At 64.0% G+C, this 26,981-nt stretch carries 26 protein-coding genes; 24 read left to right on the forward strand and 2 right to left on the reverse strand.

What is annotated here, in order from left to right:
* The first annotated feature begins 28 nt into the window (after positions 1-28).
* From BOH68_RS04320 to murB, 7 genes are read left to right on the forward strand one after another with little or no spacing between them, the layout of a single operon-like run.
* The gene (locus BOH68_RS04320) at positions 29-454 is read left to right on the forward strand and encodes an ExbD/TolR family protein (protein WP_077372047.1); all 426 of its coding nucleotides are present in this window, start codon (positions 29-31) and stop codon (positions 452-454) included.
* 28 nt (positions 455-482) lie between these two features.
* Positions 483-2,231, forward strand: coding sequence for a lipid A export permease/ATP-binding protein MsbA (gene msbA, locus BOH68_RS04325; RefSeq protein ID WP_254696427.1), 1,749 nt, complete (start codon positions 483-485; stop codon positions 2,229-2,231).
* Positions 2,228-3,217, forward strand: coding sequence for a tetraacyldisaccharide 4'-kinase (gene lpxK / locus BOH68_RS04330; protein WP_077372052.1), 990 nt, complete (start codon positions 2,228-2,230; stop codon positions 3,215-3,217). The genes msbA and lpxK overlap by 4 nt, the downstream gene beginning before the upstream one ends.
* A 52-nt stretch (positions 3,218-3,269) precedes the next feature.
* A complete protein-coding gene (locus BOH68_RS04335) occupies positions 3,270-3,464 on the forward strand; it encodes a Trm112 family protein (protein WP_077372055.1) in 195 nt (64 codons plus the stop codon).
* Positions 3,464-4,270 (forward strand): 3-deoxy-manno-octulosonate cytidylyltransferase, encoded by an 807-nt coding sequence (gene kdsB, locus BOH68_RS04340; RefSeq protein WP_077372058.1) that lies wholly within the window; start codon positions 3,464-3,466, stop codon positions 4,268-4,270. The genes BOH68_RS04335 and kdsB overlap by 1 nt, the downstream gene beginning before the upstream one ends.
* Positions 4,263-4,805: a low molecular weight protein-tyrosine-phosphatase gene (locus BOH68_RS04345; RefSeq protein ID WP_077372061.1), complete on the forward strand. Its 543-nt coding sequence runs from the start codon at positions 4,263-4,265 to the stop codon at positions 4,803-4,805. The genes kdsB and BOH68_RS04345 overlap by 8 nt, the downstream gene beginning before the upstream one ends.
* A complete protein-coding gene (murB, locus tag BOH68_RS04350; RefSeq protein ID WP_103751366.1) occupies positions 4,802-5,863 on the forward strand; it encodes a UDP-N-acetylmuramate dehydrogenase in 1,062 nt (353 codons plus the stop codon). The genes BOH68_RS04345 and murB overlap by 4 nt, the downstream gene beginning before the upstream one ends.
* A gap of 125 nt (positions 5,864-5,988) precedes the next feature.
* Here the strand turns inward: murB and rne are convergent, their stop codons facing one another.
* Positions 5,989-10,080, reverse strand: a complete 4,092-nt coding sequence (gene rne / locus BOH68_RS04355) for a ribonuclease E (RefSeq protein WP_077372064.1) — start codon at positions 10,078-10,080, stop codon at positions 5,989-5,991.
* Positions 10,081-11,110: 1,030 nt separating this feature from the next.
* On the opposite strand from rne, the gene rluC reads away from it, so the two are divergent.
* From rluC to sppA, 3 genes are read left to right on the forward strand one after another with little or no spacing between them, the layout of a single operon-like run.
* Positions 11,111-12,070 (forward strand): 23S rRNA pseudouridine(955/2504/2580) synthase RluC, encoded by a 960-nt coding sequence (gene rluC / locus BOH68_RS04360; protein WP_077372067.1) that lies wholly within the window; start codon positions 11,111-11,113, stop codon positions 12,068-12,070.
* Complete coding sequence (locus tag BOH68_RS04365) at positions 12,063-12,749, forward strand: HAD-IA family hydrolase (protein WP_077373148.1); 687 nt, start codon at positions 12,063-12,065, stop codon at positions 12,747-12,749. The genes rluC and BOH68_RS04365 overlap by 8 nt, the downstream gene beginning before the upstream one ends.
* Positions 12,750-12,784: 35 nt before the next feature.
* On the forward strand, positions 12,785-13,861 hold the full coding sequence (gene sppA / locus BOH68_RS04370) for a signal peptide peptidase SppA (protein ID WP_077372070.1): 1,077 nt from the start codon (positions 12,785-12,787) through the stop codon (positions 13,859-13,861).
* Here the strand turns inward: sppA and BOH68_RS04375 are convergent.
* Complete coding sequence (locus BOH68_RS04375) at positions 13,858-14,445, reverse strand: Maf family protein (RefSeq protein WP_077372073.1); 588 nt, start codon at positions 14,443-14,445, stop codon at positions 13,858-13,860. The genes sppA and BOH68_RS04375 overlap by 4 nt on opposite strands.
* Positions 14,446-14,941: 496 nt before the next feature.
* Here BOH68_RS04375 and BOH68_RS04380 point away from each other — a divergent pair, with 496 nt between their 5' ends.
* From BOH68_RS04380 to BOH68_RS04445, 14 genes are all read left to right on the forward strand, one after another.
* Positions 14,942-15,340 (forward strand): YceD family protein, encoded by a 399-nt coding sequence (locus BOH68_RS04380; protein WP_308457318.1) that lies wholly within the window; start codon positions 14,942-14,944, stop codon positions 15,338-15,340.
* A gap of 33 nt (positions 15,341-15,373) precedes the next feature.
* Positions 15,374-15,544: a 50S ribosomal protein L32 gene (gene rpmF / locus BOH68_RS04385; RefSeq protein WP_065392644.1), complete on the forward strand. Its 171-nt coding sequence runs from the start codon at positions 15,374-15,376 to the stop codon at positions 15,542-15,544.
* 29 nt (positions 15,545-15,573) lie between these two features.
* Entirely contained in the window at positions 15,574-16,596 is a 1,023-nt protein-coding gene (gene plsX / locus BOH68_RS04390; RefSeq protein WP_077372079.1) for a phosphate acyltransferase PlsX, read from the forward strand.
* A 372-nt stretch (positions 16,597-16,968) separates the two neighbouring features.
* Positions 16,969-17,931 (forward strand): ACP S-malonyltransferase, encoded by a 963-nt coding sequence (fabD, locus tag BOH68_RS04395; RefSeq protein ID WP_077372081.1) that lies wholly within the window; start codon positions 16,969-16,971, stop codon positions 17,929-17,931.
* Positions 17,932-17,991: 60 nt separating this feature from the next.
* Positions 17,992-18,735 carry a 3-oxoacyl-ACP reductase FabG gene (fabG, locus tag BOH68_RS04400; protein ID WP_043331893.1) on the forward strand — a complete coding sequence of 248 codons (744 nt, stop codon included), beginning with the start codon at positions 17,992-17,994 and terminating at the stop codon, positions 18,733-18,735.
* Between the two features lie 100 nt (positions 18,736-18,835).
* On the forward strand, positions 18,836-19,069 hold the full coding sequence (acpP, locus tag BOH68_RS04405) for an acyl carrier protein (protein WP_065392587.1): 234 nt from the start codon (positions 18,836-18,838) through the stop codon (positions 19,067-19,069).
* 530 nt (positions 19,070-19,599) lie between these two features.
* Positions 19,600-20,844, forward strand: coding sequence for a beta-ketoacyl-ACP synthase II (gene fabF / locus BOH68_RS04410; protein WP_077372085.1), 1,245 nt, complete (start codon positions 19,600-19,602; stop codon positions 20,842-20,844).
* Positions 20,845-20,991: 147 nt separating this feature from the next.
* Entirely contained in the window at positions 20,992-21,843 is an 852-nt protein-coding gene (gene pabC / locus BOH68_RS04415) for an aminodeoxychorismate lyase (protein ID WP_258038153.1), read from the forward strand.
* Between the two features lie 72 nt (positions 21,844-21,915).
* The gene (gene mltG / locus BOH68_RS04420; RefSeq protein ID WP_077372088.1) at positions 21,916-22,917 is read left to right on the forward strand and encodes an endolytic transglycosylase MltG; all 1,002 of its coding nucleotides are present in this window, start codon (positions 21,916-21,918) and stop codon (positions 22,915-22,917) included.
* A gap of 101 nt (positions 22,918-23,018) precedes the next feature.
* On the forward strand, positions 23,019-23,750 hold the full coding sequence (gene tmk / locus BOH68_RS04425; RefSeq protein ID WP_077372091.1) for a dTMP kinase: 732 nt from the start codon (positions 23,019-23,021) through the stop codon (positions 23,748-23,750).
* On the forward strand, positions 23,747-24,775 hold the full coding sequence (locus tag BOH68_RS04430) for a DNA polymerase III subunit delta' (protein ID WP_077372094.1): 1,029 nt from the start codon (positions 23,747-23,749) through the stop codon (positions 24,773-24,775). The genes tmk and BOH68_RS04430 overlap by 4 nt, the downstream gene beginning before the upstream one ends.
* Positions 24,776-24,948: 173 nt before the next feature.
* Positions 24,949-25,299 (forward strand): PilZ domain-containing protein, encoded by a 351-nt coding sequence (locus tag BOH68_RS04435; RefSeq protein ID WP_077372097.1) that lies wholly within the window; start codon positions 24,949-24,951, stop codon positions 25,297-25,299.
* 106 nt (positions 25,300-25,405) lie between these two features.
* On the forward strand, positions 25,406-26,242 hold the full coding sequence (locus BOH68_RS04440) for a TatD family hydrolase (RefSeq protein WP_077372100.1): 837 nt from the start codon (positions 25,406-25,408) through the stop codon (positions 26,240-26,242).
* A 43-nt stretch (positions 26,243-26,285) separates the two neighbouring features.
* On the forward strand, positions 26,286-26,936 hold the full coding sequence (locus tag BOH68_RS04445; protein ID WP_077372103.1) for a DUF1285 domain-containing protein: 651 nt from the start codon (positions 26,286-26,288) through the stop codon (positions 26,934-26,936).
* Positions 26,937-26,981: the final 45 nt, after the last annotated feature.

Genomic DNA, 26,981 nt, shown 5'->3' on the forward strand with positions numbered 1-26,981 from the left:
ATCGAGGCGTGGGGCCCGGGAGGCCGTCATGAGGTTTCCTCGCCGCCAGCGTGAATCGGTCGAGGTCAATCTCACGCCGCTGATCGACGTGGTCTTTCTGCTGCTGATCTTCTTCATGGTCTCGACCACGTTTGACAGTCGACGCGCCCTGGACCTGATTCTGCCGCAATCCAGTCAGGCCAGCGCCGTGGAGCAGGCGCCGCTGATCATGACCATCGGCGCCAAGGGAGATTTCACGCTCGGTGACACCTCGCTCACCGAGTCAGCATTGGGGGCTGCGCTTGCACGACACAAGGACCAGGCTGATCGCTTCGGGTTGATCCTCGAAGCCGATGGCCGTACGCCACATGCGAAGGTGGTGAAAGCGTTGGACGCTGCCGCCGAAGTGGGCATTACCCGAGTGCGCATCAGTACGCGCACCGGGACCGATACATCACCACCGGATGCCCCATGAGGGCGCCGCTCAAGTCTATGGAGACCCCGTGAGTCGCGACTCCACCTGGATTCATTACCGCCGCCTGCTCGGCTATGTCCGTCCGTACTGGAAGATGTTCCTGGCTGCCGTGCTGGGTTACGTCATCTATGGTGCCTCGAGCACGGCGCTGGCCGAGATGATGAAGCGCCTGATCGATGGCATTCAGAATCCTGACGCCCAGTTCAGATTGTTCCTGCCGTTGTTCGTGATCGGCATGTTCGCGATACGCGGTGTGGGGACCTTCCTGGGGACCTACTGCATGAGCGACGTGGCACGCAATGTGGTGCATACCCTGCGTACCACCGTGTTCAACCACATGCTGCATCTGCCGGGACGTTACTTCGACGAGAACTCCACCGGTCACCTGATCACCCGCGTGACCTATCACGTGGAGCAGATCACCGGCGCCGCCACCAAGGCATTGACCATCATCATGCGCGAAGGCTTCTTCGTGCTGGGCCTGCTGAGCTATCTGTTCTGGACCAACTGGAAACTCACGCTGGTATTCATCGCGGTCACGCCGCTGATCGGCTGGGTGGTCAGCTATGCCAGCAAGCGCTTCCGCAAGCTCTCCAAGCGTATCCAGGGCTCGATGGGGGAGGTCACCCATGTGGCATCCGAGGCGCTGTCCGGGCATCGCGTGGTCCGCACCCACGGTGCGGAAGATTACGAGAAGGCGCGCTTCGCTGCGGTCAGTGAGTACAACCGCGAGCAGAAGATGAAGGAGGCGTTGACCAAGGCCACCGCCACGCCGGTGATCCAGCTGTTGATCGCCGTGGCACTGGCGACCCTGGTGTGGCTGGCGATGGCGCCGGAATTGATGGCTGGCATGTCGGCGGGTGAATTCGTCGGCTTCATCACCGCGGCCTCGATGATGGCCAAGCCGGTGCGTCAGCTGACCGAGGTCAACGGCGAAATCCAGAAGGGCATGGCGGCGTCCGAGGAGCTGTTCGGGCTGCTCGACATGCCCGCGGAGCCCGACAACGGCAACGTGGTCCCGGACGGTCGCCTGGCGGGCCGGGTGCGCTTCGACAACGTCCACTTCCGTTACGCCGACAACCAGCCGGATGTGCTCAAGGGCATCGATCTGGAAGTGGAGGCCGGGCAGATGGTGGCCATCGTCGGGCGCTCCGGTTCCGGCAAGTCGACGCTGATGAGCCTGCTGCCACGGTTCTACTCGCCTACCACGGGCCGCATCCTGATCGACGACGTGGCCATCGAGGACTACAAGCTGCGCCCGATGCGCCAGCAGATCGCGCTGGTCTCCCAGAACGTGACGCTGTTCAATGCCAACCTCACCGCCAATATCGCCTACGGCACCGGGGAAGCGGATGTCCAGCGGGTCGAGGAGGCGGCGCGCGCCGCCTATGCCCACGAGTTCATCGAACGCATGAGTCAGGGCTATGACACCATCGTCGGTGACAACGGCATCATGCTCTCGGGAGGGCAGCGTCAGCGCATCGCCATTGCGCGTGCCATCTACAAGGATTCGCCGATTCTGGTGCTGGACGAGGCCACCTCGGCGCTGGACACCGAGTCGGAACGCTACATCCAGCGGGCGCTGGAGGAAGTCTGTCAGGGCCGTACCACCTTCGTCATCGCGCACCGCCTGTCCACCATCGAGAAGGCGGATCGCATCCTGGTGATGGATGACGGCGAGATCATCGAAGACGGTACGCATGAAGCGTTGATCGCTCAGGAAGGGGCCTACGCCGCCCTGCATCGCATCCAGTTCCGGGAGACGGCTGACGCATGAGTGAACGACTGGTAGACGCCTGGTATCGGGGCGCCGCCTGGCTCCATCTGTTACGTCCGCTGGAGCATGTCTATAAAGGGGTGGTGGCACGCCGACGTGAGGCCTATCTCACTGGCAAGCGTGAGGTCTGGAAGGCGCCGGTGCCGGTGATCGTGATCGGCAACATCACCGTCGGTGGAACCGGCAAGTCGCCGCTGGTGGCCTGGCTCGGCCGTTGGTTGAGCGAGCAGGGCTGGCGCCCGGGCATCATCTCACGGGGCTATGGTGGCCACGCGCCGCGTTACCCGCTGTATGTCCAGGCCGATACGGACCCGCAGCACGCCGGTGATGAGCCGGTGATGCTGGCTCAGCAGACCGGCCTGCCGGTGGCGGTGGACCCGGACCGTCCCAGTGCCGCGCGTCGTCTGATCGCGGCGGGGTGCGACATCCTGCTCTCCGATGACGGCTTGCAGCACCATGCGCTGGGGCGCGACATCGAGCTGGTGGTGGTGGATGGCGAGCGCGCCTTCGGCAATCAGCGGTGCCTGCCGGCGGGTCCCCTGCGGGAGCCGCTGTCACGGCTGGCGAGTGTCGATGCCGTGATCTCCAATGGGGTGATCGACTGCACCCGCCTGCCGGTGGAATCACATTGCATGACGCTGACGCCGGTCCATTGGCGCCATCTGATCGATGATGTGCGTTATCCCGCCACTCATCAGCCATTCAGTGGCTCGGTGCATGCACTGGCCGGTATCGGCAATCCCCAGCGTTTCTTCCGTACCTTGACCAATCTGGGGGTGGAGCATCAGCCCCATCCCCTGGCGGACCATCATCGCTTCACGCCGACGGACCTGCGCTTTTCCGACAACCTGCCGGTGGTGATGACGGCCAAGGATGCCGTGAAGTGTCGCCGCTTCGCCAACGAGCGTTGCTGGGCACTGGATGTCGAGGCGCGTCCGGATCAGGCGCTGGTGGATTGGCTCGCCAACCGCCTCGAGGCGCTGTGAGCGACTGACCGATTGTTTCTTTCTTATTAGCTGTTATCCCGGAGATGTCTCGATGGACAAGGAATTGCTCGCGCTGCTGGTCTGCCCGCTTTGTCAGGCCAAGCTGACCTACGATGCGGCGAATGCCGAGCTCAAGTGCTTCTATGATGGGCTGGCCTATCCCGTGCGTGACGGCATCCCCGTCATGCTGGAAGAAGAAGCGCGCGTGATGGATGCCGACGAGAAGCTCAAGGGGAGTCGCGGCTGATGAGCGATGTGGCGCACAGCAGTGATGTGACAGGTCGTGGCGCCGTGGTGGTGATTCCGGCGCGCTTCAACTCCTCGCGCCTGCCCGGCAAGCCGTTGGCGGACATCCATGGTCGGCCGATGATCGAGCATGTCTGGCGCAATGCCTGTGCCAGTCAGGCAAGCCGTGTGGTGATCGCCACGGACGACGAGCGTATCCGCACCGTCTGTGAGGGCTTCGGTGCCGAGGTCGTGATGACTCGTGCCGATCACCCCAGTGGCACCGATCGTCTCGCGGAAGTGGTCGAGCGGCTGGCACTGGCTCCCGAGACGCTGGTCGTCAACGTGCAGGGAGATGAGCCGCTGTTGCCTGCCGCGCTGATCGATCAGGTCACCTTGCGTCTCGAGGAAGACGAGGGGGCTTCCATCGCGACCCTGGCCGAGCCCATCACCAGTGTCGATAGCCTGTTCAATCCCAATGTGGTCAAGGTGGTGCGTGATCTGCGTGGTCGCGCGCTGTACTTCTCGCGCGCACCGCTGCCGTGGGATCGGGAGCACTTCACCACGCCGCCGACCGTGCTGGCCACCGACTCCTGGTTGCGCCATATCGGTCTCTACGCCTATCGCGCCAGCTTTCTGAGTGAATATGTCGATTGGCTGCCGGCGCCGCTGGAGCAGCTCGAGCAGCTCGAGCAATTGCGCGCACTGCATCATGGTCATGCGATTCAGGTCGCCATCGCCTGCACCTCCCATCCTGCCGGTGTGGATACCCAGGAAGATCTCGAGCGCGTGCGTGACTGGCTGACGCAAGAGGCCGGTGATGAGTGAGTTGCTTGAGCGGATAGCGGCGCGCAGACCGCCGGTCAGACGAATTCTGATGGTCTGTCTGGGCAATATCTGTCGCTCCCCCAGCGCGGAAGGCGTACTGCGTGCCGCGCTGGCACGCCATGGGCTGGATGAGCTCATCGAGGTCGACAGCTGTGGTACCAGTGACTGGCATGTGGGTGCTCCGCCGGATTCACGTGCCATCGCGCATGCGGCTGAGCGTGGGTACGACATCAGTGGCCTGCGCGCTCGCCAGCTGTGCGTGCAGGACTTTTATGACGTCGATCTGATCCTGGTGATGGATGATGCCAACCTGAGTGACGCGCGGCGTCTGGCACCCCAGGACAGTCCGGCACTGCTTGGCCGTCTGCTGGACCTGCTGCCGACGTCGCTGCCGGCTCTGGCGCGAGGCAGTCGCGAAGTGCCGGACCCCTATACCGGGGGGCCTGCGGCCTTCGAGCAGGTGCTGGACCTGATCGACATCGCCTGTGAGGCATTGATCGATGCCCTGCCGCCTGTCACGCGGACCCCTTCATGATGGCGTCCGACAAGACATCGACGAGAGCATCACTGACGGCCTGCAATACCCTGGGCTTTGCCGCCACCGCACGTGCCTTCAGTGAGCCACGCAGCGTGGCCGAGGCGCGTCGCCAGATTCTGGACTCGCGTGCGGCCGATGAGCGTCTGGTGGTGATCGGTGGGGGCAGCAATCTGGTGTTGCTGCCCTGGTTGGATGCCCATGTGATGCGCCCGGCCTTCGAGGCCATGACGATTACGCCGGCAGCGGATGGTAGAACCGCCACCGTGAGTGTCGAGGCGGGCAAGCGCTGGCACGCCCTGGTGATGGAGCTGGCGACAGCTGGCTGGTGGGGCTATGAGAATCTGGCCTTGATTCCCGGCTGCTGTGGCGCAGCCCCGATCCAGAACATCGGTGCCTATGGTGTCGAGCTGGCCGACCATCTGCTGCGACTGGAAGTCATGTCGCTGGAGGATGGCAGCACGCGCTGGCTGAGTCGCGAGGAGTGCGCCTTCGGCTACCGTGACAGTCTCTTCAAGGGGTCGCTTGAGCATCGCGTCCTGATCACTCGCCTGGAGTTCGTGGTGACGCGTGAAGCGACACCGCAACTCGCCTATGGGGACCTTGCTCAGCGCGTCAGTGCCGCCACACCGCAAGGGGAGGCAATCACGCCATTGAGCGTGGCGAATGCCGTGATTGCCACGCGCAGTGAAAAGCTGCCGGACCCTGCGGTGCTCGGCAATGCGGGAAGCTTCTTCAAGAACCCCCAGCTTGCCGCCGACGAGGCGCGCGAGCTGTTGGCGCATCATCCGACCTTGCCGCACTACCCGCAGGCCGATGGCAGCGTGAAACTGGCGGCCGGCTGGCTGATCGACCAATGTGGCCTCAAGGGGGCACGTCGGGGTCATGTCGGCGTGCATGATCGCCAGGCGCTGGTGCTGGTTCACTTTGGGGGCGGGCAGGTCTCGGAGCTGCTGGCGCTGGCACAGGAGGTGCGTGAGAGCGTTCATGCCCGCTTCGGGGTCTGGCTGGAGCAGGAACCGCGCGTACTGGGAGAGATGGCCGCGACGCCTTCCTGACGGTTGGTCGGTTTGTCGAAGGCATTCCGCCACGAAAAAGCCCCGCAGAGTGATCTGCGGGGCTTTTTCGTGGCGGGTCAATCCCCTGCCTGCACCGATGAAGCCGGTGAGGCAGGGGGCAGGGCTCAACGTGTCGTGCTGTCGTCGTTGTCCTGCGAGCTGACTTCTGCCTGACCCTCTGTCGCCTGAGCATCGGCGGCCGCTTTCTCGGCGGCCTCACGCTCACGACGACGAACTTCGCGCGGGTCATTGTAGGCGCGAGCACCACGGCGGCGACGTGAAGCGTTGGCGGTCCCGGCTGCCTCATCTTGCTTGTCATCGCTCGCAGGTGCCTGAGCGTCTGCCGCGGCGACGTCGTCATCCTGTGCTGGCGTTTCCGTCTGCACGGAGGCGGTCGCCTCGACATCTTCCAGAGCGGGCTCTGCTGGCGCAGCCTCTGCCTGAGACGCATCAGGCTGTGCATCGGCCTGAGTCGACGCCAGCGGGGTCGCGGCAGATTCCGTCTGTGGCTGCTGCGCTTCCGGCTTGGCGGCTTCAGACTGTCCTGCATCTTGCTTGGTAGGAGCAGTCTCAGGAGTCGCTTCTACCTGAGCTGTCGCCTCTGGCTGCGTCGCTGCTTCGCTGTCGTCTTCTGCTGTCGCAGTCGGCGCAGCGTCGCTGGCGTGCTCAGTGCGATGGGGGGTGTCTGCTTCCACGCAAGCTTCGGTCTCGGCCACGGACGCCGTCTCCTGCGGCATCACGCTGTCCTTCAGCGCCTGGCTGTCGACGGCCGCTTCCGGTGCGGTCTCCACCGCGACCTGCGCCTGTACCGCGCTGTCATCCGCCTTGACGTCCGTTGCTGTCACATCGGCCTCGGCATCGGACACGGTTTCAGAGGTGTCGGCATCGGTCTTGGTCGTTGCGCTCAGCGTCTCGGCCTGCGCTTGATGAGCGCTGGCCTGCTGCGGTGCATGCTGCTCAGTACGCTGGGTGGCGTGCTGTTCAGTGCGCTGAGCCTGATGGGGCGTGGCAGGCGCGGTGCTGGAGTCGTTGACCTCGGCAGAGTCATGCCGTGTCATCACGTCCTGTTGCAGGGCTTGCGTGCTGGGCGCACTGATTTCCGGCGCCTCTGGCGTCTCGGCGACCGACGGCTGCTCATCAGGCGTGGCGTCGTCAGCGGCCACTGCCACGGCCGGCGCCACGTCCGTCTCCACCTTGGCGCTGACGTCGGCACTGGTGTCGGCAGGCGCTGCCTTGTCGCCGTCGCTGTCAGCGACGACAGCTTGCGCTTGCGGTTCACTGCTCTCGACCGTCTCAGGCGCGACCTTCACGCCTTCGGCACCTTCCTCGGCAACGGCGGGAACCGGTTGCTGCGGTGCTGCGGTCGAGGCGACGTCATCGAGCACGGCGTCGGCTGGCTGAGCGCTCTGCGCCTGCGGGCCGGCCAGTGCCATGGCCTTCAGGGACTGCTGCTGAGCGACGGCATCGGGATTGAGTGCATGGCTGCGGCTACGAGCGCGCGGATTGTTGCGCGTCGGCTGCTGGACATCGTCTGCCTGCTGCTCGCTCTGCTGGGCCTGTTCTGCCGCCTTGATGGACTCGCGAGCATGATGGCTGTTGACCTGCTCTGCCTTGTCCGCCTTGGAAGGCTTCTCACGGCGCGCCGGCTTGTCATCACGCTTGGCAGCATTGTCCTGCTTGGCAGCATCGTTCTGCTTGGCATCGTTCTGCTTGGCATCATTGCCGGACGGCGCCTTGGCAGGCGTCTGTGCGTCGGGTGTCTTCTCCGTCGCTTCTGCCTGCGGCTTGCTGTCGTTGGTCACGATGTCCTGAGCGTTGTCCTGACGCGACTCGCTGGACTTGCGACGATTGCCACGGTCATTGCGCTGACGACGCTTGTTGTTGCTGCGACCCTCGGAGCGGTTGTCGCTCTGGCTGTCGTTGCGACTGTCGTTGCGACCATCGTTGTCGTTGCCGCGCGTGTCCTGCTGACGAGAGTCCTGCTGACGCGAGTCCTGCTGGCGTGAATCGCCCTCGGCGTTGCGGCGACGATTGTCGTTGCGTGCGTTGCCGCGGTTGGCATTGCGGCCATCCTTGCGTGCATTGCCGTCGGTTGAGGCTTCGCTGACGCTTTCGCGACGCTCGCGTGCCTTTTCCAGTGCCTTGCGGGCTTCGCTGGACTTGGCCGGCGTCGCGCTGGCGCTGTCGTCGCTGCCCAGCAGGCGGCTGAAGCCCTTGGCCAGACGTGCCAGCAGACCGCCGCCGGAAGGGGCTGCTGCCGGTGCCTGGGTGGCCGGGGTCGCTGTGGTCTCGGATTTGCTCACCGCATTGCGCCCGTCATTGCGAGAGGTCTGACGGTTGTCGTTGCGATTGGCATTGCGGCCGTCGTTACGAGTGTCGCTGCGCGATCCCTGACGACTGTCGTTGCGAGTCTCGCTCTGGCTGTCGTTGCGATTGTCGTTGCGGCTGCGGTTATTGCTGCCATTGCCATTGCGACGACGGTTGCCGTTCTTGGCATTGTCGTTGCCGTTGCCGTTGCCGTTGCCGTTGCCGTTGCTGGAAGCGGAGGTGTTCTCGTCAGTCTCGGCGGGCTCGGCAGGCTTGCTGACTTCCGGTGCGGAGGCGGGGGCGGGTGTCGTGTGGGACACGCTCTTGACCGCCGCTTCGGTGCGTGCCGGTGGCTTGTCGAAATTCGGATCCGGCTCCTTGCCGACTTCGGTCTCGACGGACAGCTCGAAGCTGGACTTGTCGGCACCGTCTTCATCGACATGGTCATCACGCAGACGCACGACTTCGTAGTGCGGCGTGTCGAGTTCCGGGTTCGGCAGCAGCACGACATTGACGCCCTGACGACGCTCGATGTCGAATAGCGTGGCGCGCTTCTCGTTGAGCAGGTAGGTCGCGACCGGCACCGGCAGGATGGCGCGGATCTGCGAGCTGCGCTCCTTCATGGCCTCTTCCTCGATCAGACGCATGATCGAGAGCGCCATGGAGCGCACGTCGCGGATGGTGCCCTGGCCGTCACAGCGCGGGCAGACCACGCCGCTGGTCTCGCCCAGTGACGGACGCAGGCGCTGACGCGACATTTCCATCAGGCCGAAGCGTGAGATGCGACCGATCTGCACGCGAGCGCGGTCGATCTTGAGCGCGTCTCGCACGCGATTCTCGACTTCACGCTGATTGCGCGCCGGGGTCATGTCGATGAAATCGATCACCACCAGGCCGCCGATGTCACGCAGACGCAGCTGGCGCGCGATCTCGTCCGCCGCTTCCAGGTTGGTCTGCAGCGCGGTTTCCTCGATATCGCTGCCACGCGTGGCACGCGCGGAGTTGATGTCGATGGAGACGAGAGCTTCGGTGTGGTCGATGACGATGGCGCCACCGGAAGGCAGCTTCACTTCGCGCTGATAGGCGGTCTCGATCTGGGATTCGATCTGGAAGCGCGAGAACAGCGGGACGTCGTCTTCGTAGAGCTTGATCTTCTGCTGATAGCTCGGCATGACCTGACGGACGAAGGACAGCGCTTCTTCCTGGACGTCACCGGAATCGATCAGCACCTCACCGATGTCATTGCGCAGATAGTCGCGCATGGCACGGATGATGACATTGGATTCACGATAGATCAGGAAGGGGGCAGGGCGGCTGGCGGCAGCCTTGGTGACGGCATCCCAGACCTGAGCCAGATAGTCGAGGTCCCATTGGAGCTCTTCTGCGCTCTTGCCGATACCGGCGGTGCGTACGATGACGCCCATCTTGTCCGGCAGGGTGAGGCTGTTCATCGCCTCTTTCAGCTGGGCGCGCTCTTCCCCCTCGATGCGGCGGGAGATGCCACCGGCACGCGGGTTGTTGGGCATCAGCACGAGGAAGCGGCCGGCCAGACTGATGAAGGTGGTCAGGGCGGCGCCCTTGTTGCCACGCTCTTCCTTGTCGACCTGGACGATGACTTCCTGGCCTTCCTTGAGCACTTCCTTGATGTTGGGGCGGCCTTGGCCCGGGTCCTTGCTGAAGTACTCGCGGGAGATTTCCTTGAGCGGCAGGAAGCCGTGGCGATCGGCGCCGAAATCGACGAAGCAGGCTTCCAGGCTGGGCTCGATGCGGGTGATCTTGCCGCGGTAGATGTTGGCTTTCTTCTGCTCGCGGGCACCAGACTCGATGTCGAGATCGTAAAGGCGTTGTCCGTCGACCAGTGCGACGCGCAGCTCTTCCGGCTGGGTCGCGTTGATGAGCATCCGTTTCATGTCGTCTCGCTAGACTGGGCGTGCCGAAGGGCAGCCGCATTTGCGTCGGCGACGAGGAACCGTTTTCAGCTTCGTGTTGTGCTCAGCGCATGTCGTGGGATGCGTCTTTCGCATGCAGGCACGTCTCGTGACGTGCCACATGCGGCATGATCATGTTGAGTACTGGAAAGAGGCAGGACGTGTTGCGGGGAACGTTGACTCCTCCGGCCCTGCGGTCTCTTCCCTAACACCTGGCATTCGCCGATTCATCGACGCCGGCCTTCGGCACGGATATCGAATGATTGCCCGGGCATCATGCCCGGGCGGTAGTGTGTCATTGGCCCACCAGAAGGCTGGGCATTGCATCGTGTTGCTGCGCTCGAGGGCAGTGACGTGTCTCGCGGGGAGGTGGCGTCACGGCCGGTCGCGCTGCGGCGCGCGGGGTAACACGTCCCGCGCCCGCTGATAGCGTTGCCTCGCCATCTCTGGCGCGGACGTTATCGATGTCTTTCGTCATGATGCTGGCCAGCCAGCGGCATTGGACGACTGTCCGTGAGGCGGCATTCGTGATCTGCAATCGGCAGACCCGTTGCGCAGGACAGCACGCGGCCGACAGTCCAGGTGACAACAGGGTGCGTGAAGACTCTGCACGGTGCTGACGTCGGTGCGCATTGTTTCGTCGTGGGCCGGCTGGCCCTGTTCACGTGGTCTGCATGGGGTTTCACGCCGCATGCAGAACCGTCTACCTCGCCGTCTCGGCGGGGTCGTGACGCGGGTGATCAGGCATATAGAGAAGGCCCATCTCACTGGGCCCGAATATACCAGTAAAGGTATGGGCCAGCAATTCGGCAGGCATATCAAATGCTTCGCCCGAAAGCCCGCCATTCGTCCCGGGTTTCGCGGCCTTGAGCGGCGCAGCCAGAGCCCTCCGATGGCGGGATGATTCCCCATTGGTCGCATGACACCGTAGAATGGCCAGTCTGAGTGCGCCCCGGCGTACGGCAACATGATGAACAGGCCGCGCGAAGGCGAGGCCGGAAAGGAGCGAGACATGGCCGAGGGCCAATCAGTCCAGTGGATCGAGGTTGCCCCGGAACTGGCCGGGCAGCGCATCGACAATTTCCTGCGTACACGTCTCAAGGGGGCACCCAAGGCCTTGATCTATCGCATCGTGCGCAAGGGTGAGGTTCGGGTGAACAAGAAGCGCATCAAGGTCGACTATCGCCTGCAGGCGGGAGACCTGGTGCGTGTACCGCCACTGCGCCTGTCGCCGGAAGCCGCGGTGCAGGAAGTCAGTGGCAATCTGCGTGAGGTGCTGGCGGGCTGCATCGTGCGCGAGACCGATGATTTCATGGTCATCAACAAGCCGTCCGGTCTCGCCGTGCACGGCGGGAGCGGCGTCAAGATCGGGCTGATCGAGGCCATGCGTCAGATTCGTGATGAACTGCCGTTTCTGGAGCTGGTCCATCGTCTGGATCGTGATACCTCCGGCTGCATCCTGCTGGCCAAGACGCGTGCGGCGTTGCTGCAGCTCAATGCGGACCTCAAGGCCCACAAGATGACCAAGCTGTATCTGGCGCTGGTGGAAGGGCGCTGGGACTCGCGGCGTGATTACGTCAATGCACCGCTTGAGCGTTACGACGGCGGCAACGGGGAGCGTCGCGTGCGCGTCGACGAGGCCGGCAAGACGGCCAGTACCCGTTATGCGGTGCGCGAAGCCTATCCCAGCATGACGTTGGTCGAGGCCGAGCCGATCACCGGGCGTACCCACCAGATTCGTGTGCACTCCGTGCATGCCGGTCACCCGCTGCTCGGCGATACCAAGTACGGGACCGAACGCGGCAATGCGCTGGCGAAGAAGGTCGGGCTGGAGCGCCTGTTCCTGCATGCCGCTCAGCTCAGCTTCCCGGACCCCACCGACGGGCGGACCGTGACGGTCCGTGCGCCGCTGGACAAGCGCATGAAGCGCGTCCTTGCCAATGCTCGAGAATTGGGAGCCCGTCATGACTGACGCCTCTGCGGTACTGCCTTCACCTCGCTATCGTCTGGTCATCTTCGATTGGGACGGTACCTTGATGGACTCCGAGGCACGCATCGTCGATTGCCTGCAGGCGGCCTCGCTGGCGGTCGGCATGGGAGAGCTTCCGGCGCATGCCGCGCGCGACATCATCGGTCTCGGATTGCCGGAGGCCATGGCGCGGCTGTTCCCCGCAGCTTCGGCTGCCCAGTGCGAGGCACTGGTCGAGGCCTACAAGCAGCATTTCGTGGCAGTCGATACCACGCCGCTGGATTTCTTTCCGGGCGTGGAAAATGGCATCGAGCGTCTGCGAGCTCACCCGGAGCAGCTGCTGGCCGTCGCGACGGGCAAGAGTCGTCGCGGGCTTGATCGGATGTTCCAGGCCCATGACTGCGGTGACTGGTTCCACGCCTCGCGTACCGCGGACATGACGCTGTCCAAGCCGCATCCACTGATGCTCGAAGAGCTGCTGGCCGAGCTGAACGTTGAGGCGCATGAGGCGCTGATGGTCGGCGATACCGAATATGATCTCGAGATGGCGCGTGCGCTGGGCATGCACAGTGTCGGTGTCACCTATGGCGTGCACAGCGTGCCGCGACTCGAGGCCTGTGCCCCACAGCGCATCGTCTCGCACTTCGATGAATTGATGGAGTGGCTTGGCGCGGTCAGATGATGACGGTGTCCTGCCCATGACAGGAGCAGCAAGCGATGAGTGACAGGCCGCAGGATCCCTGGCGTGAAGGGCCAGGTGGCAAGGACGAGGGGGGAGCGGGCGCGAGCGGACAGGGCGCTGACAGCGCTGCCACCTCCAGCAGCGAGGTGGACTGGCAGGCGCGTGAGCGTACCGTGCAGCTCGAGATGATGGACCGCTGGGTGCAGGGCGTGGTCACCGAGCAACGGCGCTCCAGGCGCTGGAAGCTGTTCTTTCGCTTCCTGTTCGCGTTGTTGTTCATTGCCTCGATCGCGACATCCGTGACCCTCTTCACGCTCGGCAGCCAGCCGGCAGCCTTGCCCGGTGAACGGCACCTCGGTGTCGTGCGCGTCAAGGGCGTGATCGAGGCGGATGGCGAAGCCAATGCCGAGCGCATCATCAAGGGTCTGCGAGCGGCCAATGAGTCGCCGGCCTCCGTGGCGGTGGTGCTGGATATCAATTCCCCCGGCGGTAGTCCCGTGCAGTCCCAGCGCGTCTATGACGAGTTGATGCGCATGCGGGAGCAGGGTGGCAAGCCGGTGATCGCCGTGATCGAGGATCTCGGGGCGAGTGGCGCCTATTACATGGCAGCCGGCGCCGGCGAGATTCTCGCGGCACCGTCGAGTCTGGTCGGGTCCATCGGGGTGATCTCCTCGAGCTTCGGGCTGAAGGGGCCGATGGAAGAGCTGGGGATCGAGCGACGTGTGTTCACGGCAGGTGACAACAAGGCGTTTCTCGATCCCTTCTCCGAGATCTCGCCTGAGCAGCGCGACTTCTGGCAGAACGTGCTGGCCACGACTCACCAGCAGTTCATCGCGGCGGTCAAGGCCGGGCGCGGTGAGCGGCTCAAGGACGATCCGGCGCTGTTCTCCGGACTGATCTGGACCGGCGAGCAGGCTCGCGCGCTCGGGCTTGTGGATCGCACCGCAACGCTTGAGGAGCTGGCCGCCGAGCTGGCGCCGCAGGGTGGCGTGCATGATTACACGCCGCGTCAGGATCCCTTCGAGCGCTTCACGCGGCGCTTTGCCGGTGTGATGGCCAGCGCGTTGGGGCTTGACGCCAATGTCTCGCCGGTCAGCTATCGCCTGCCCTAGCCCTCCAGCAGTGGATCCAGTCCTGCCTCACGCAACAGTTCGCACAGGCGAATCAGCGGCAGGCCTATCAGGGTGTTGGGATCACGTCCCTCGAGACGCTCGAAGAGCGTGATGCCCAACCCCTCCATGCGAAAGCTGCCGGCCGAGTCCAGCGGGCATTCGCGCTCGACGTAACGCGTGATCTCCTGCTCGCTCAGCGTGCGAAACACCACGTCGTAGCTTTCATGGCAGACCCAGTGTCGCGCGCTGTGTGTGTCCATCAGCGCCAGGCCGGTGACGAAGCGGACTCGGCGTCCCGAGAAGCGTGTCAGCTGAGCGCGGGCGGCGGCCAGGTCCTGTGGCTTGCCGAGGATCTCGCCCTCGAAGACGGCCACCTGGTCGCTGCCGATGATCAAGTGGTGTGAATAGGCCTCCGCCAGGGCGTTGGCCTTGCCCAGGGACAGGCGATGGACCAGTGCCTCGGGAGATTCCGTGGGACGAGGGGTTTCATCGATGTCAGGCGCCCCCCATGTGTAGGGGAGTCCGAGTCGATCAAGCAAGGCTCGGCGCCAGCGGGAGCTGGAAGCCAGTACCAGTCGTGTCATGGCGTTGTTCTCTTTTTGGGCTCTCGATTCGTGCATGCGTTCGGGACGCGAAGGGGGGCGGAGCATGAGAGGGGTCGAAGGTCGAGAGGGGCCGGCGCGCGCGTGATTCTCCGTGTGATGCATCGCCGCCATGCTTTCTCACGACAACTCGTTGATATGCTTGAGATTGGAGGATGCCGCAAATCCTCTCGGCATTGAAGCGACACAGGCGTACAATCGCGCGCTGAAGGATCCGCCTGACCTCATCTGCGCTCATGCTCGGGTCGGGTGGCGCGGAAAGGCCGCCATGCCGTGGGCTGGCAGAATGAACAAGTTGCTCATGCATTTTGACACCGGGAGGGGGAATCCCTATTATGGCGCGCCTATGTTGACCACAAGACTGCCGACCAAGGTCGAGCCCTACCGGCTGGCGTCAGCGGGAAAACGCCTTGAAGGCGTGATTCCTCTGGCGGACATGCCCCGTGTAGTTGAAGCGATCGGTGCACAGGAGGGTGACGTGAGCATCACGTTGGCCTTTGACATCGATACTCAGCGTCGCAGCTTCATCGAGGGCAGCATCGCCTTCGAGGCAAGTCTGCTGTGCCAGCGCTGCCTGGGACCTACCGAGCCGGAACCGCTTTCCAGCGAATTCCTGTTGGGACTGGTCACCAATGACGCACTGGCATCGCAGCTGCCCGGTGAGTACGAGCCGGTAGTGGTGGAAAACGAACAGCTGGATCTCCTGTCAGTGATCGAGGATGAAGTGCTCCTTGTCCTGCCGCAGGTGGTCTACCACGAGGAGGCCGATTGTGCCGTCTCTCGCGACCAGCTGGCCAGCGGTGTGGAACCCGAGGCCTCGGACGCACCCGCTGTGAATCCATTCAGTGTGCTTGGCACCCTGAAGGACAAGCACTGAACTCAATTTGTCGACAAGATTGGAGTAATTCCCATGGCAGTTCAGCAGAACCGCAAAACCCGTTCCAAGCGTGGCATGCGTCGCAGCCACGACGCCCTGACTGCACCGACCCTGTCCCAGGACAAGGAAACCGGTACAGTTCACCTGCGTCACCACGTGTCTGCCGACGGTTTCTACCGTGGCCGTAAAGTCGTCGATGCCTAAAGCATTGATGCAGCGCACGGCGTAACGCCGTGCGTATCGCCATCGATACGATGGGCGGGGACTTCGGTCCCCGCGCTACGTTACGGGGCACTGCCAGTGCACTGTTGCGTGACCCACGACTCAGCGCCACGCTGGTGGGTCCAGGGCATCTTCTGGATGCCGAGCTTGATTCCCTCCCTGCTTCACTCTCCCGTGTTCGTGATCGCCTTCAGACACTCGCTGTCGACGGCATTGTCGCGTCTGATGCTCGCCCCTCGCGTGTCGTGCGCAGTCGCGAGCCCAGCAGCATGTCCCGTGCGCTCGACCTGGTGGCGAGCGGGCAGGCCGACGCCTGCGTCAGTGCGGGCAATACCGGCGCCTTGATGGCGTTGGCCATGCGGGACGTGGGTACGGTCGAGGGAGTGGAGCGGCCAGCCATCTGTGCGGCGGTACCCACGCAGGGAGAGCGGTCCTGCAGTCTGCTGGATCTTGGCGCCAATGTGGCGGTCGCGCCGCAGCATCTGCTGGCATTTGCTCGCATGGGTGCCGTGCGGTGCCAGCTGGTGGAAGGTGTCACCAACCCGCGCGTGGGGCTGCTCAATGTCGGTGTCGAGTCCGGCAAGGGGACGGCGCAGGTGCAGGAAGCGCATGCCTTGCTGGCTGGCAGCGGTGCGAATTTCGATTACCTCGGCTTCGTTGAAGGGGGCGACCTCTTCGCAGGTGAGGTAGACGTCGTGGTCTGCGACGGTTTCGTCGGCAATGTCGTGCTCAAGAGCAGTGAAGGGCTGGCCCAGATGCTGTCGGCACAGCTGGGGGCGACATTGGCGGCGGATTGGCGTACGCGCCTCATGGCCTGGTTGGCACGTCCGGCATTGACGCGCCTGTCTCGTCAGCTGGATCCGGTGCGCTACAACGGTGCCAGTCTGCTGGGCGTGGCCGGCGTGGTCGTCAAGAGTCATGGCGGGGCGGCCGCGGAGGGATTCGCCTATGCTGTCTCGCGCGCGGCGAGTGAGGCGCGCCGAGGCTTGCCGGAGCGTCTTGCGCATGCTCTCAAGGGCAGCCTGCCGGGTTAATTGCGTAAATTGGTCGGATTCTTGGTCGGCGGGGGTCGAGCTTGGTCTCACTCGGTGCGACAATGCCTGCGCCCGACCGATGTGGCATCGGGTCTGACGCGAAGGCGCCGCCTGATGTCCGGGATGTCCGGCAAGTGTGAAGGCCTGTTCTCGCGAGGGATGGCGAGTAAGAGGGTGGCAGCAGGCGCAAGTGTGTCGCTGGCGAGTACAATGCAGTGAAGGGAGAAGCAGGCTTTCCCCTGGCAGGAGTGTGTGGCGTTGGTGAATGGCTCCGGGTGGGAGCGACACGGCGCAGCGCACTGGCGGGCCAGCGGAAATCGGGTTTCCTTACCCGTGTCAGTCCCACCTGAACAGATGGAAATGGTGACAGCAATGACAGATTCCCTGGCCCTCATCTTCCCGGGACAGGGCTCCCAGCAGGTCGGCATGCTGCGGGAGCTGGCGGAGCGCTACAGCGTCGTCCGCACTACCTTCGAAGAAGCCTCTGACGCGCTGGGGCGCGATCTCTGGCATCTGACGCAGGAAGGCCCGGCTGAGGAGCTCAATCGTACCGAGTTGACCCAGCCTGCGCTTCTGACGGCCAGCGTTGCCATCTGGCGCGTCTGGCAGGAGCTGGAAGGTCCGCGTCCGGCGCGCATGGCCGGTCACTCCCTGGGCGAATACAGCGCGATGGTCTGCGCCGGCGTGATCGGCTTTGCCGAAGGCGTCAAGCTGGTCAATCTGCGCGGCGAAGCCATGCAGACTGCCGTGCCTCAGGGGCAGGGCGCGATGGCGGCCATTCTCGGTCTCGAGAATGCTCAGGTCGAAGCTGCCTGTGCCAGTGCGGCGCAGGGTGAAGTGGTCGCGGCAGTCAACTACAATGCGCCGGGTCAGGTGGTCATCGCGGGCGGCACGGCTGCCGTCGAGCGTGCCATCGCGGCGTGTCAGGAGGCGGGTGCCAAGCGTGCCATGCCGCTGCCGGTCTCCGTGCCTTCGCATTGTGATCTGATGCGTCCGGCGGCTGACAAGCTGGCCGAAGCGATGAACGACATCGACTTCCGTGCGCCGCGCTACACCGTCATCCAGAATGTCGATGCCAAGGCCCATGAGGATGTCGAGACACTGCGTCAGCGTCTGATCGAGCAGCTCTATCAGCCGGTGCGCTGGACGGATTGCGTCAATGCCATGTTCGACAGCGGCGCGCGGACCTTCATCGAATGCGGTCCGGGCAAGGTGTTGACCGGTCTCGGCAAGCGTATCCAGCGTCAGGCCCGTGGCCTGGCCGTGAACGACCCGGACAGCCTGGAAGCGGCGCTGGAACTTGCCCGTGAGACCGCTGCCGAACAGAATCAGTAAGCTCGTGATTGGCCCGCGCGGCCAGTCATGTGACTTGGATCAGCCAACTCAGGACTCAAGATGACGAGCGAACGCAGAATCGCACTGGTAACCGGTGCCAGTCGTGGCATCGGCCAAGCCATCTCCCGTGAACTCGGCCGTCAGGGCCGTATCGTGATCGGCACGGCCACAAGCGAAAAAGGGGCGGCCGCCATCGGCGCTGACCTCGAGGCGCACGGTATCGAAGGCGCGGGCATGCTGCTCAACGTCACCGACCAGGCCAGCGTCGACGCCGTGCTCAAGGAAATCGGCGAGCGCTTCGGCGCACCGACCATCCTGGTCAACAACGCCGGCATCACCCGTGACAACCTGCTGATGCGCCTCAAGGAAGACGATTGGGATGCGGTGCTCGACACCAACCTCAAGTCGGTCTTCCGTGTCAGCAAGAGCTGCCTGCGCGGCATGACCAAGGCGCGCTTCGGTCGCATCGTCAACATCTCGTCCGTGGTCGCGACCATGGGCAACCTCGGTCAGGTCAACTATGCTGCCGCCAAGGCAGGCATGGAAGGCTTTGCCCGCTCGCTGGCGCGTGAAGTCGCGTCGCGCAACATTACCGTCAATTCAGTGGCGCCGGGCTTCATCGCCACTGACATGACCGAAGCATTGCCGGAAGCGCAGCACGAAGCGCTGCTCGGCAACATCCCGCTGGCGCGCCTTGGCCAGCCGGAAGAGATTGCTGCGGCAGTCGGCTTCCTGACCAGTGATGCAGCAGGCTACATTACCGGTGAGACGTTGCAGGTAAACGGCGGCATGAACATGCGCTAAGCCCCGCGCGGGGACGTGGTTGCGTCCTTTTGGGGTGGCCTATAAACTACGCCCAGCTTTTTCGAGCTGCGGATTCCGTACCACTAGGAGTGATTGTTAAATGAGCACCATTGAAGAACGCGTCAAGAAGGTTGTGGCCGAGCGCCTGAACGCCAAAGAAGAAGACATCCAGAACTCTTCCTCTTTCACTGAAGACCTGGGCGCCGACTCCCTGGACACCGTTGAGCTGGTGATGGCTCTGGAAGAGGAATTCGATACTGAAATTCCTGACGAAGAAGCAGAGAAGATCACCACCGTGCAGGAAGCTATCGATTACATCGTCAACCACCAGTAAGGTGGATTGAAGCGACCAGCGGGCCCTTCGTGGCTCAGGGTCGTGATGCAATCGTCTGTACGTTCAAGAGCCGCACTGTCTTCAGTGCGGCTCTTGTCGTTTCTGCCTTTCGTCACTCTTGAGCGCTGGTCGGCCGTGCCTTTCTCGGCAGAGCGGCCAGCAAGGACGGCAGACTTCTCTGCCGGCGGGAGATGCGAGAGTTTGGCGGTGCCAGGGGCGGGCGACGTCCGAGGCAGGGGCGAGGTCTGCGCAGGTGCGTGAGCCTGTCCCGGGATGTCTCGCGCGACATTCCTGTGCCAGAGCCCTGTCTTTGTGGGCGAAAAGAGGCGGGAGCAGGGCGTGTGGTCGGCAGTGTTGATCGCAGGTGACATGGCGGTGTCACTCCCGTTGCCTGTGCGCAGGACAGCGTCTGGAAAACCGCAGGAAAACCGACTGCCCATCACTGGCAAGGTTTCTGTATAATGCGCTCAATTACCGCCCAGGTGCAGCTGGCCCAGGCGTGCCAAGTCGATAGTTTTGGAGGAGACACGATGCCTCGCAGAAGGGTAGTGGTGACAGGTCTAGGCCTGGTGACCCCGGTAGGGAATACCGTCGAGGAAAGCTGGAGCAACATCAAGGCGGGCAAGAGTGGCATCGCACCCATCGAGCATTTCGATGTCAGCGGTTTCAATACCCGTTTTGGCGGTTCCATCAAGAATTTCGATGTGGGTCAGTATCTGAACCCGAAAGAGGCCCGCAAGATGGACCTCTTCATCCAGTACGGTATCGCGGCGGCCCATCAGGCCATCACCGATTCCGGTATCGAGTGCACGGAAGACAATGCCGATCGCATCGGTGTTGCCATCGGTTCCGGTATCGGTGGTCTGCCGATGATCGAGCACAATCACAAGGCGCTGGAGAAAGGCGGTGCGCGTCGCATCTCGCCGTTCTTCGTGCCGGGCTCCATCATCAACATGATCTCCGGCAACCTGGCGATCCAGTTCGGTTATCGCGGCCCCAACATCGCGATCACCACCGCCTGTACCACCGGAACGCACAACATCGGTTACAGCGCTCGTACCATCGCCTACGGCGATGCTGACGTGATGGTGGCCGGTGGTGCCGAGATGGCGACCACACCGCTGGGTCTGGGCGGCTTCTCCGCGGCGCGCGCGCTCTCGACCCGCAACGACGACCCTCAGGCGGCCAGCCGCCCATGGGACCGTGATCGTGATGGCTTCGTGCTGTCCGACGGTGCCGGTGTCGTGGTGCTGGAAGAGTATGAGCACGCCAAGGCACGTGGTGCGACCATCTACGCCGAGGTGCTCGGTTTCGGCATGTCCGATGATGCGCATCACATGACGGCGCCGCCTGAAGACGGCCGTGGCGCGGCCGCCTCGATGCGCAACGCCATTCGGGATGCCAAGCTGGACCCGAGCGAGATCGATTACATCAATGCTCACGGCACGTCCACCAATGCCGGCGACAAGGCCGAGAGCCTGGCCGTCGAATCCGTGCTGGGCGACGCGGCGCGCAATGTGGCCGTCAGTTCCACCAAGTCGATGATCGGTCACCTGCTGGGTGCCGCCGGTGCCGTCGAGGCCGTGTTCTGCGTGCTGGCGATGCGTGATCAGGTCGCCCCGCCGACCATCAACCTCGACAATCCGGCCGAGGGCTGCAATCTCGACTACGTTCCCAATGTCGCACGCGACATGAAGATCGAGTACACCCTGTCCAACTCCTTCGGCTTCGGTGGCACCAACGGCTCGTTGGTGTTCGGCAAGCTCAAGGACTGAGGTCGCACGCTGTCGTGATCTCCCCTCTGACGCGCTCCCATCCGGGGGCGCGTCTGTCTGTGGGGCGTTGCCAGGCGGTGATGACCGGATCACGATGTCTTGCTGACACCTTGTGTGCCATGCATGTCGCGAAGGAGTGTTGCATCGATGACGGCTGACCATACCGGTACCACGCAGGAGATGCTTCACGACTCGCTTGCGGCGGACCTGCCCATGGAGGATCGCGGCCTTGCCTATGGTGAGGGCGTGTTCGAGACGATTCTGGTGCGCGATGGCCAGCCGCAGCTATGGTCACGGCACCTGGCGCGACTGACCCGTGGTTGCCGGCGACTTGGCTTGCCCGTGCCCTCGTCGCAGGCGCTCGATGCGTGTCTGAATGTCTGTCGGGGCGAGGGGCTCGAGGTACTCAAGCTGGTCGTCACCGGCGGGTCCGGTGGTCGTGGCTACAAGGCACCCGAGTCACCCGAACCTCGTCTGCGGGCACGCGCAATGCCCTTTGTGGTCAATCGTGAGGCCCGTCAGGGCATCACGGCGCGCGTGTGCGAATTGCGCGTGGCGGAGCAGCCGGCGCTGGCGGGACTCAAGCATCTCAACCGGCTCGAGAATGTGCTGGCACGCCGTGAGTGGACAGACCCCGCCATCCGGGAGGGGCTGTTGCTGACGGCAAGCGATGAGCTCGTCGAGGCCACCAGCATGAACCTCGCCTGGTATCGCGACGGGCAATGGTTCACGCCATGCCTGGATCGCGCCGGTGTCGAGGGCACCTTGCTGGTGGCGCTAGAGGCCGAGCTCCCCGTCATGCGAGTGCGCGAAGGACTGGCATCACTGAGGGCGGCCGAGGTGGCGGTGGTGATGAATTCCGTGCAGGGCGTCTGGCCGCTGCGCACCTTGCTGGCGGCGTCGGGAGCGCCTCTGGCCCAATGGAGTGATGAGGGGCATCCGGCGCTTGCGCCACTGAACGACATTGTCGCGCGCTTGCTGGGCGAGCCCGCGTATTGATGGAAGGCGTCCAGGCTGCGGGGGCGTTCCCGAGCAGACACCTTCTTCGCCATGAAGACTGGAAATCCGATTATGCGTGTATTCAAGATCCTTCTGATGCTGGTCGTCGTGGCCGTGGCTGCGGGTATGGTGGGCTTTCGTTACTGGCAGGCACAGTTGCTGTCACCGCTGGCGATCGAGCAGGAACAGCTGTTCGAGGTCCCGCGCGGTGCCAGTCTCTCCAAGGTGGTGAGCGAGCTGGAATCCCGAGGCATCATCGAGGCCAGCTGGCCGTACAAGATATGGGCACGTCTGGAGCCTGATGCCGTCAATGGTCTGCGCGCCGGTGAATTCCGTCTCACGCCGGGCCTGAACGGGCGTGAGCTGGTGGCACTGCTGTCCAGCGATGACGTCGTCAGCTATACCCTGACCGTGCCGGAAGGCTGGACCTTCGCCCAGATGCGTACCGCCATGGACGCCTCACCCAAGCTTGAGCACACGACTCGCGACATGAGCGATGAGGAGCTGATGGCGGCCGTAGGGGCAGAAGGCGAGAAGCCGGAAGGGCGCTTCTTCCCGGACACCTACCGCTATCACAAGGGCGTGAGCGATCTGTCGCTCTACAAGCAGGCCTACGCGCGCATGAGCAAGACGCTGGAGGACGTGTGGGCCGGGCGTGACGACGACCTGCCGATCACCACCGCGTACGAGGCCCTGATTCTGGCCTCGCTGATCGAGCGCGAGACCGGTGCCCCGGAAGAACGTGGCGAGATCGCCGGCGTGTTCAAGCGTCGCATGGAGCGTGGCATGCGACTGCAGACCGACCCGACCGTGATCTACGGGCTGGGGGAGGATTATGATGGCTCGCTGTCGCGTGCCGATCTGCGCAAGCCGACCCCCTGGAATACCTACGTGATCACCGGCCTGCCGCCGACACCGATCGCGATGCCGGGGCGTGCCGCCCTGGAAGCCGCGGTACACCCCAAGCCAGGCGACACCTACTACTTCGTCGCCAAGGGCGAGGGCAAGCACCACTTCTCGCGCACTCTGCGAGAGCACAACAACGCCGTGCGCCGCTATATTCTCAAGCGGTAATACGCCGTGAATGAGGCGAAATCTCCGCGTGGTCCGGTGATCATCGCCATGCCGCGTGGGCCTTCGTCGCGAGTCATCTGCCGTCTGAATCAGGAAACCTCATGTCTTCACGTCCGAGCGCCGCAAGCACGACGTCTTCTCGCCACATCCCCCCCCTCGAGGTGAGCCCATCGACGGGGCGTTTCATCACCCTGGAAGGAGGAGAAGGTGTCGGCAAGAGCACCAATGTCGCCTTCGTGGTCGCCGAGCTCGAGGCGCACGGCATCGAGGTGGTGCGTACGCGGGAACCCGGAGGCAGTGAGCGGGCGGAAGCCATTCGCCGGTTGTTGCTGGACCCGGCCCCCGCGGAGGCCTTGAGCGATGATGCCGAGCTGCTGCTGATGTTCGCCGCGCGTGCCCAGCACCTGGCCGCGACCATTCGCCCGGCGCTGGAACGTGGTGCCTGGGTGGTGTGTGATCGCTTCACCGATGCCACCTTCGCCTATCAGGGCGGCGGACGTGGCTTGCCGCTGGCCGACATCACCACACTGGAAGCCTTGGTGCAGAAAGGGCTGCAGCCGGATCTGACGTTGCTGTTGGACATGCCGGTCGAGGCCGCACGAGGGCGTCTGGCCGCACGGCGCGCCGAGACCGGCGAAGGCGCGGATCGCATCGAGCAGGAAGCCGAGCAGTTCTTCGAAGCGGTGCGAGTCGGCTATCACCAGCGGCGCGATTCAGACCCCGAGCGCTTTGCCACCATCAATGCCGATCAGTCGCTGGCAGAGGTACAGGCCGAGATCGCCGGCGTGCTGTCGGCCCGCATCGCCGCCTGGCAGGCAGGAGAGACCGCATGAGTGCAACGCGATCCAGTGATGACGGCGTGACACTCTCGAGTTTCTCGCCGCTGCCGTGGCAGCACTCGCTGTGGCAGCACTTCACCGCCGTGCATGACAGCGGTCGCCTGCCGCACGCGGTGATGCTCAGCGGGCCTTCGGGGCTTGGCAAGCAGGAACTCGCGGATGCGATGATCGCCCGTGTGCTGTGCCGCACCGCACAGGGCAAACCCGGCGCTGCCGCCTGCGGTGACTGCCATGGTTGCCACATGCTGGCGGCAGGGCACCATCCTGACCTGATGGCGGTGTCACCTCAGGACGTCGGCAAGATGATCCGTATCGACCCGATCCGCGACGTCAACCGGTTCGTCGCTCAGACGGCCCAGCAGGGCGGCTATCGTGTCATTCGCCTGCAGCCGGCGGAATCGATGAACATCGCCTCGGCCAACGCGCTGCTCAAGAGTCTCGAGGAGCCCGGCGCCAACACCCTGTTCATCCTGCTCAGTGACATGCCATCGCGCGTGCTGCCGACCATTCGCTCCCGCTGCCAGCAGTGGCCCCTGGTGATTCCGTCGGCTGAAGACAGTCTGCCGTGGTTGAGCGAGCAGCTGGGCGAAGATGCCCAATCGTTGCTGCGCATGGCAGGAGGCCTGCCGCAGCTGGCGGTGCGTCTGGGCGAGGCGGACCAGCGCCAGCTCAGGCAGGCATTGCGTGAACTGTTCGACGCGCTGGTGCGCGGGGGAGAGCCGGTGGCGGAAGCCTGGCGTCTGGAGCGCCAACCGCTGTCGCAGGTGCTGTGGTACGGTATTGCCTGGCTGGAAGATCTGATACGCATGGGCTTGTCTGGCAATACCGCGCAGCTGCGTGACCCGAGTCTTGAGCCCTTGCTGCGTCAGGCGGTCAAGAATGGCCGCACCCGTGACTGGTTCAAGCTGCTGGACTTTGCCCGTGAGCAGCGCCGTCTGCTGGCGGCGGGGGGCAACCCCAACCCGCAGCTGGTGCTGGAGTCCTGGCTGGTGCGTTGGGCAGCGCTGCTGCGTTCGTGATGCCCGTGAGCAGGAGGCAGCGCTCAACGTGCCCCGCGGGCTAGACTGACAGCAGGCGCCGCGCGAACCGCAGGACAGGCGCCATGAGATTCACGCTGCTCGGCGTCGTCGTGAGAAGAGCAGACGCCGAGCCACGAGACTGAATTCGCCGGATCACCGGCCGGAGGTGAAGGATGCACACCGCTCCACAGCAAGGCCAGAAGGCACTGTCGCTGACGATTCGCGACCAGAAGACATTGCTGGCCGCCTACATGTCGACTCTCGTGCGAGGCGGTATCTTCGTGCCGACCACCGAGCGCTACACCATGGGGCAGGAGGTCTACCTGCTGCTGACATTGCCGGAAGAATCCGAGCGCATTCCGGTCACCGGTCGCGTGGTCTGGATCTCCCCCTCGGGTGTCGGCGGTCGCCGTACCGCAGGCATCGGCATCCACTTCAGTGAAGAGGACCGCCAGGTGCGTGACCATATCGAGAACCATCTGGCCGGCATGCTGGGCAAGGGCCACGCCACCTATACGCTATGAGCTGACCCCGCTCTGCCTGTCACCCCGACCGGCGCCGCCATGCTGGCGTGTCGGTCGTTCATGTTTTCGCCATGCCTCGCGTGGCCCCCAGTCTGAGAGTTTCCGGATGTTTGTCGATTCGCATTGCCACCTTGATCGCCTCAAGCTTGAAGAACATGGCGGCAGCCTTGACGTCGTGCTGGACGCCGCACGCGCCCGTCACGTGCACCAATTTCTCGCCATCGCGGTCACGCTGGACGATGTGCCCGAGATCTCGGCCATCGCCCGGCAGCATGACGATGTGGTGATTTCCGCCGGTGTGCATCCGCTGCATCAGGTGGACCCGGAGCCCTCGGTCGAGGACATCAAGAAGTGTGCCGAGCGCTTCGGTGCGGTGGCCATCGGCGAGACCGGTCTCGATTATCACTACGAGAGCGTCAGCCGTGAACTGCAATACGAGCGCTTCACGCGTCATCTGATTGCCGCGCGCGAGCTGGAGCTGCCGGTCATCATCCACACCCGTGAAGCCCGCGAGGACACCCTGGCGCTGATCAAGGAGCATACCGATCCCGCCGTGGGTGGCGTGCTGCACTGCTTCACGGAAGATCTGGACATGGCACGTGTCGCGGTGGGCCACGGTTTCATGGTGTCCATCTCCGGGATCGTCACCTTCCGCAATGCCGAGCATGTCCGCGAGCTGGCGCGCGCCATCCCGCTGGATCGCCTGTTGATCGAGACCGACAGCCCCTACCTGGCGCCGGTGCCGTACCGCGGCACCTCCAACGTGCCGGGCAACGTGGTCGAGGTCGCCGAATGCATCGCCGCCGAGCGCGGCATCACCGTCGATGAGCTGGCGATGCAGACCACCGCCAACTTCTATCGTCTGTTCCGCGCCGCCGCGCCGGAAGCCCCGGACAACGTTCGCGAAGCGCTGGCCAGCAGCGGCATGCTCATCGACGGATGAGCGCCCACGGGCAGCGTGACACGCCAGGCAGGGAGGAAATGTCATGAATCCAGCCGCCATTCTCACTCGATTGGGCGACAGGGCCGGCAAGGATGGGCCACTGCCACCGGTGGAGACCTGGCACCCGGAGCACTGCGGCGAGATGGATCTCGTCATCCGCGCCGATGGTCGCTGGGTGCATGAAGGCACGCCGATCGGTCGTGCACGGCTGGTGCACATGCTGTCGCGGGTCATGCGGCGCGAACCCGATGGCAGCTACTGCCTGGTCACGCCGGCGGAGAAGGTCACCATCCAGGTCGAGGATCGCCCCTTCCTGGCGGTGGATTGCACCCGTGTCGAGTCTGAACCTGGTCAGACACAGTCTGGTCAGACACAGCCTGGACAGGCAGCACTCGGAGAGGCTGAGCCTCAGCCTCAGCCGGACATCTGGCAGCTGGTCACCGACCAGGGTGATATCGTGCGACTGGAAGGGGATACCCGTCTGACGCTCAGCGAGACACCGGATGGCCTGTGGTTGCCGGAAGCGCCGGTGCGCTTCGGACTCGCCGCGCGTCTGCATCGCAATCTCTACTATCGTCTGCTGGAAGAGGCCGAGATGCGCGAGCTGGACAATGGCGATCAGGCACTGGGCTTCATGAGCGACGGCCACTGGCAGATGCTCGGCGTACTGAGTGCCCGTGACCTCGACACCTGAGCCACCCGGTATCGCCCGCGGCAGCGCCGCCTGAACCGTATTCAT

The sequence above is a fragment of the Cobetia sp. MM1IDA2H-1 genome (assembly GCF_002916775.2).
GTDB classification, from domain to species: Bacteria; Pseudomonadota; Gammaproteobacteria; order Pseudomonadales; family Halomonadaceae; genus Cobetia; species Cobetia marina.

What these genes read in the sequence shown, in the direction of transcription:
- rpmF (WP_065392644.1), top strand. Translation starts at nt 15,374, where the DNA reads ATGGCAGTTCAGCAGAACCGCAAAACCCGTTCCAAGCGTGGCATGCGT.
- pabC (WP_258038153.1), top strand. Translation starts at nt 20,992, where the DNA reads ATGACGGCTGACCATACCGGTACCACGCAGGAGATGCTTCACGACTCG.
- acpP (WP_065392587.1), top strand. Translation starts at nt 18,836, where the DNA reads ATGAGCACCATTGAAGAACGCGTCAAGAAGGTTGTGGCCGAGCGCCTG.
- lpxK (WP_077372052.1), top strand. Translation starts at nt 2,228, where the DNA reads ATGAGTGAACGACTGGTAGACGCCTGGTATCGGGGCGCCGCCTGGCTC.
- sppA (WP_077372070.1), top strand. Translation starts at nt 12,785, where the DNA reads ATGAGTGACAGGCCGCAGGATCCCTGGCGTGAAGGGCCAGGTGGCAAG.
- BOH68_RS04320 (WP_077372047.1), top strand. Translation starts at nt 29, where the DNA reads ATGAGGTTTCCTCGCCGCCAGCGTGAATCGGTCGAGGTCAATCTCACG.
- kdsB (WP_077372058.1), top strand. Translation starts at nt 3,464, where the DNA reads ATGAGCGATGTGGCGCACAGCAGTGATGTGACAGGTCGTGGCGCCGTG.
- rne (WP_077372064.1), bottom strand. Translation starts at nt 10,080, where the DNA reads ATGAAACGGATGCTCATCAACGCGACCCAGCCGGAAGAGCTGCGCGTC.
- fabG (WP_043331893.1), top strand. Translation starts at nt 17,992, where the DNA reads ATGACGAGCGAACGCAGAATCGCACTGGTAACCGGTGCCAGTCGTGGC.
- mltG (WP_077372088.1), top strand. Translation starts at nt 21,916, where the DNA reads ATGCGTGTATTCAAGATCCTTCTGATGCTGGTCGTCGTGGCCGTGGCT.
- BOH68_RS04430 (WP_077372094.1), top strand. Translation starts at nt 23,747, where the DNA reads ATGAGTGCAACGCGATCCAGTGATGACGGCGTGACACTCTCGAGTTTC.
- BOH68_RS04435 (WP_077372097.1), top strand. Translation starts at nt 24,949, where the DNA reads ATGCACACCGCTCCACAGCAAGGCCAGAAGGCACTGTCGCTGACGATT.
- BOH68_RS04365 (WP_077373148.1), top strand. Translation starts at nt 12,063, where the DNA reads ATGACTGACGCCTCTGCGGTACTGCCTTCACCTCGCTATCGTCTGGTC.
- tmk (WP_077372091.1), top strand. Translation starts at nt 23,019, where the DNA reads ATGTCTTCACGTCCGAGCGCCGCAAGCACGACGTCTTCTCGCCACATC.
- BOH68_RS04375 (WP_077372073.1), bottom strand. Translation starts at nt 14,445, where the DNA reads ATGACACGACTGGTACTGGCTTCCAGCTCCCGCTGGCGCCGAGCCTTG.
- murB (WP_103751366.1), top strand. Translation starts at nt 4,802, where the DNA reads ATGATGGCGTCCGACAAGACATCGACGAGAGCATCACTGACGGCCTGC.
- BOH68_RS04335 (WP_077372055.1), top strand. Translation starts at nt 3,270, where the DNA reads ATGGACAAGGAATTGCTCGCGCTGCTGGTCTGCCCGCTTTGTCAGGCC.
- BOH68_RS04345 (WP_077372061.1), top strand. Translation starts at nt 4,263, where the DNA reads ATGAGTGAGTTGCTTGAGCGGATAGCGGCGCGCAGACCGCCGGTCAGA.
- BOH68_RS04440 (WP_077372100.1), top strand. Translation starts at nt 25,406, where the DNA reads ATGTTTGTCGATTCGCATTGCCACCTTGATCGCCTCAAGCTTGAAGAA.
- fabF (WP_077372085.1), top strand. Translation starts at nt 19,600, where the DNA reads ATGCCTCGCAGAAGGGTAGTGGTGACAGGTCTAGGCCTGGTGACCCCG.
- BOH68_RS04445 (WP_077372103.1), top strand. Translation starts at nt 26,286, where the DNA reads ATGAATCCAGCCGCCATTCTCACTCGATTGGGCGACAGGGCCGGCAAG.
- rluC (WP_077372067.1), top strand. Translation starts at nt 11,111, where the DNA reads ATGGCCGAGGGCCAATCAGTCCAGTGGATCGAGGTTGCCCCGGAACTG.
- fabD (WP_077372081.1), top strand. Translation starts at nt 16,969, where the DNA reads ATGACAGATTCCCTGGCCCTCATCTTCCCGGGACAGGGCTCCCAGCAG.